At 57.7% G+C, this 4,137-nt stretch carries 6 protein-coding genes and 1 tRNA gene; all 7 read right to left on the bottom strand.

Annotation, left to right across the window (positions count from 1 at the left end):
- Positions 1–121 precede the first annotated feature (121 nt).
- A tRNA-Phe gene (locus WBM93_RS07315) sits at positions 122–197 on the bottom strand.
- A gap of 101 nt (positions 198–298) precedes the next feature.
- Positions 299–493, bottom strand: coding sequence for a DNA gyrase inhibitor YacG (locus WBM93_RS07310; protein ID WP_424430219.1), 195 nt, complete (start codon positions 491–493; stop codon positions 299–301).
- 12 nt (positions 494–505) lie between these two features.
- Positions 506–1,939 (bottom strand): sodium-dependent transporter, encoded by a 1,434-nt coding sequence (locus WBM93_RS07305; RefSeq protein ID WP_424430213.1) that lies wholly within the window; start codon positions 1,937–1,939, stop codon positions 506–508.
- Positions 1,940–1,991: 52 nt separating this feature from the next.
- Entirely contained in the window at positions 1,992–2,372 is a 381-nt protein-coding gene (locus WBM93_RS07300) for a histidine triad nucleotide-binding protein (RefSeq protein WP_424430211.1), read from the bottom strand.
- Complete coding sequence (locus WBM93_RS07295; protein ID WP_424430208.1) at positions 2,372–2,692, bottom strand: phosphoribosyl-ATP diphosphatase; 321 nt, start codon at positions 2,690–2,692, stop codon at positions 2,372–2,374. Before WBM93_RS07295 ends, WBM93_RS07300 begins: the two co-directional genes overlap by 1 nt.
- 153 nt (positions 2,693–2,845) lie before the next feature.
- Positions 2,846–3,325, bottom strand: coding sequence for a PEP-CTERM sorting domain-containing protein (locus WBM93_RS07290; RefSeq protein WP_424430205.1), 480 nt, complete (start codon positions 3,323–3,325; stop codon positions 2,846–2,848).
- Positions 3,326–3,364: 39 nt separating this feature from the next.
- Entirely contained in the window at positions 3,365–4,126 is a 762-nt protein-coding gene (gene hisF, locus WBM93_RS07285) for an imidazole glycerol phosphate synthase subunit HisF (RefSeq protein ID WP_424430216.1), read from the bottom strand.
- Positions 4,127–4,137 lie beyond the last annotated feature (11 nt).

Genomic DNA, 4,137 nt, shown 5'->3' with positions numbered 1-4,137 from the left:
GCTGACAAATGGTCTCTGGAGGCAAGGTCGACGCTATACCATCCGCTAACCGACGGGGAAATAGGGATAAAATACGGACATTGCTTGCGAAGAGCGAGACGTTGAAAATTAAGGAAAAAGGTGGTGCCCGAGGGCGGATTCGAACCACCGACACAGCGATTTTCAGTCGCTTGCTCTACCAACTGAGCTACTCGGGCATCTGGGCCTGCGTGATGCGCGGGCCCCGTTAGGAAGCGACGCTATAGGCGGGAGGATTGCCGCTTGTCCAGCCTAAAAATGGCGGTTTTAAGACCCCTGCTCAGTCCTCGCTATCGCGGCCGGAATCACCCGCGAAATGATCGGCTAGCTGATCCGGTGAAACCGCCGGTCCGGGTATTTTATAGCCATCGCCCAGCCATTGCAGCAGGTCGCGATCCTTGCACCCGGCGCTGCAAAACGGCGCCCATTGTTTGGACCCAGGATTGCGGCAGACCGGACATTTCGGAGATTTCATACCGGCCAATAGCTATCCCTGCCCGACCAGATTCGGGAAAACCGCGAAAACAAATATCAAGGCCACCCCGATCGGCGAAAGCCAGGCTACCAGAAAGCGCCAGATTCCGAACATCGGGCCTTCGAGGCCGGTTTCGGCTTCGATCAGTTTCTTGTCCGCTCGCCAGCCGATGAAAACGGCGGTCAGAAAGGCGGTTACCGGCAGCAATATTTTGGACACGAAATCATCGATGGTGTCGAAAATATTCTTGTCCTCGAACAATGGCCAGAAACCCAGTGGCCGCACGTCGCTCCAGACGTTGAGCGACAGCGCACAGGCGACGCCGATCAGGAAGATGATCCCGCCAATGAACCACGAGGTAAAAGCACGGCCCCAGGCAAATTTTCGCATCGCCCAGGCGACGACGCCTTCGAGCAACGAGATCGAACTGGTCAATGCGGCAAAGAAAATCAGGACGAAGAACAATAATCCGACCAGCGAACCGGCCGGCATGGTGTGGAAAGCGATCGGCAGAGACTGGAACACCAGAGTCGGTCCGGCGGCAGCATCCAGACCAACGGCGAACACGATCGGGAAAATCATCAGCCCGGCGAGAATGGCCACGCCGGTATCGGCAAAGGCGATCATGCCGGCGGTCGGTGCGAGCTTGGTTTCTTTCGACACATAGCCGCCATAGGTGATCAGGGCGGCTGATGCGACGCTCATCGAGAACAGGGCCTGCCCCAGCGCATTGTTCATGACCGCGGGTGTCAGCTTGCTGAAATCCGGGGTGAACAGAAAGGCGACCGCCTTGGCAAATTCGCCGGTGAAAGCGCCGTAAAGGGTGATCAGCACCAGCAACACGAAAAAGGTCGGCATCAGATAAAATGCCGCTTTTTCAATGCCGTCCGTTACGCCACGGGCGACGATCCAGATGGTCATGACCATGAACAATGTATGCATGCCCAGCAGCATCGGGACATTGCCAAACAGGTCTGTCATTCTGCCGGGAATAGACTCCGGGCTTTCCGAAGCCAGTGCGCCCGCGAACGGGTTGCCGGAAAAAAGAGCGCCAAGAAAATCGCTGCTCATCACCCCGACATAATAGAGCACCCAGCCAGCCACGACGCTGTAGAAGGTCAGAATGAGGAAAGCGTTGAGAATACCGATCCCGCCGAAAACACCCCAGTTTTTGCTGACACCGGAATCTTCGGCAACCTTGACCACGCTATGATAGGCATCGCTGCGACCGTGGCGGCCGATCAGGATTTCGGACAATACCATCGGCAGACCGATCAGCAGGATACAACCGATATAGACAAGGACGAAGGCTCCGCCGCCATTTTCACCGGCGAGCGTGGGAAAGCGCCAGATATTGCCGAGGCCAACCGCCGCGCCAACCGCTGCCAAAATGAATGCTGTTCGCGAGGACCAGCCCTCGCCGCCCGGTGCTACTGCGCCTGCCATATGTCATACTCCCCAATATTCCCGACCGGTTGCGGCCTTGTTGCCATTGTTACTAGCTGCGCATCAGCATCGGGCCAAGCGGTTTTCCAGCAAAAATATGGACGTGCAGATGGGCAACTTCCTGATGGCCGTTTCTGCCGATATTGGCGAGCAGACGATATCCCGGCTCCACCATCCCCGCCTCGCGGGCGACATGGCCGACAGCACGGACAAATCCGGCGATTTCCGCTTCGTTTGCCGTCGCCGAAAAATCATCCCAGCTGACATAACGGCCCTTCGGAATCACCAATATGTGATCGGGAGCCTGCGGGTTGATATCGTGAAAGGCGAGCACCCACTCGTCTTCATAGACGGTTTTATTGGGAATCTCGCCGCGCAGGATTTTCGCGAATATATTGTCGTCATCATAAGCGAGGGTTGGATCGATCGCCATCAGTCTGCTCCTCTTGCCGCTTTTTCATCCAGGCCGGACAAGCCCTCCCGGCGGGCCAGTTCTGCGGTCACATCATCGATCGACAGGTCCATGTCGCCAAGCAATACCATCAGGTGGAAAAGCAGGTCAGCCGCTTCTCCTGTCATCGCCGCCCTGTCGTCCTGCACAGCGGCAATCACGGTTTCAATCGCCTCCTCTCCCAGTTTTTCGGCCATTTTGGCACGGCCCTTGGCGCGGAGGCTGGCGACATAGCTTTTGTCCGGCTCCGCTTCGCGGCGCTCCAAAATCGTGCGTTCGAGAGATTTGAGGATATCGTTCATCGTCGGAGGTTTGCGCGACAGATCGCCTGTTCGTCAAGTGCTAGTGGCACAGTTTTATATTGTCCAAAAAAGAGGACCGCCAGATCCCCCTCTGACGGCCCCATTCCGGCCACACCGCAATTGGAAGGCGGGCGGCGCTGGAATAAGCGATGATCAGTGTTTTTTGCGGCGCAGCGCAACCATGCGGCCGGCGATCAGGCCAGCGAGGCCTAGACCGAGCATCAACAGGTTGGAAGGTTCGGGAACCGCAGTTCCACCGGTTGACGATCCGCCCGAAGCGGTTTTGCCGGGGTTCGCATTTTTCGGTGCCCGTGGCGGTTCGGATATGCTGTCATCACCGGATGATCCCCAACCAGAACTCCCCCAACTCTCGACGATCCCGCGATTATCGGAATTTTGTGCGGCTTCAATGGGAGCGCCGGCCGCGGTTGTCATCGCTGCGGTACATACCAGAATTACATATTTCATGCGTTGCACGATCGATTTCCAGTCCCATGATAAAAAACCTGTGGGAATAGTTAAGCAAAACTCCTGCCAAATCGCGGAAACGCTTAGCTTGGGGGCTTTAGAATGGTTAACCGCAATTGGAAAAAACGAAAGCTGTAAAGGAGGCCGACGATAATTGCCGGTCACGGAGCCAAAATCTTGAAAATCATAAGTTTTTGAGCGGTATCAGGCCCGGGCGGGCAGCCTGGCAGCGCGCAGCGCGGCATGGGCATCGGCGATACTATGCTCGCCAAAGTGGAATATCGAGGCGGCGAGCACCGCATTGGCATGGCCCTTGGTCACACCTTCGACCAAATGGTCGAGATTGCCCACTCCGCCGCTTGCCACGACCGGGATCGATACCGCATCGGCAAGCGTTCGTGTTAACTCCAGATCATAGCCGTCGCGGGTGCCGTCGCGGTCCATCGAAGTCACCAGCAACTCCCCCGCCCCCAGATCAGCCATGCGGATAGCATGTTCCAGCGCATCAATACCGGTCGGGGTACGACCGCCATGGGTGAATATTTCCCAGCGCCCTTCGGCCACCCAGCGGGCGTCGATCGACGCAACCATGCACTGGCTGCCGAAACGGGTTGCAATATCGCTGATCACTTCGGGCCGGGCCACTGCGGCGCTGTTCACCGCGACCTTGTCCGCTCCGGCCATCAGCAGCGCCCGCGCGTCCTCGGCAGTGCGCACACCGCCGCCGACGGTCATCGGCATGAAGCAGACCTCGGCGGTGCGACGGACGACATCGATGATCGTATCGCGATTTTCATGGCTGGCGGTGATGTCGAGAAAGCAGAGTTCGTCGGCACCGGCCGTATCATAAGCCTGCGCCTGCTCGACCGGATCTCCGGCGTCCTGCAGGTCGACGAAATTGACGCCCTTGACCACCCGGCCATTGGCGACGTCAAGGCAGGGAATGACGCGGATACGGACGGTCATGACAGATACCT

This window comes from Parasphingorhabdus sp. (assembly GCF_049667325.1).
Classification (GTDB): domain Bacteria; phylum Pseudomonadota; class Alphaproteobacteria; order Sphingomonadales; family Sphingomonadaceae; genus Parasphingorhabdus.
Note: the sequence above shows the minus strand (reverse complement) of the source record. Positions and strands in the feature narration are given on the sequence as shown.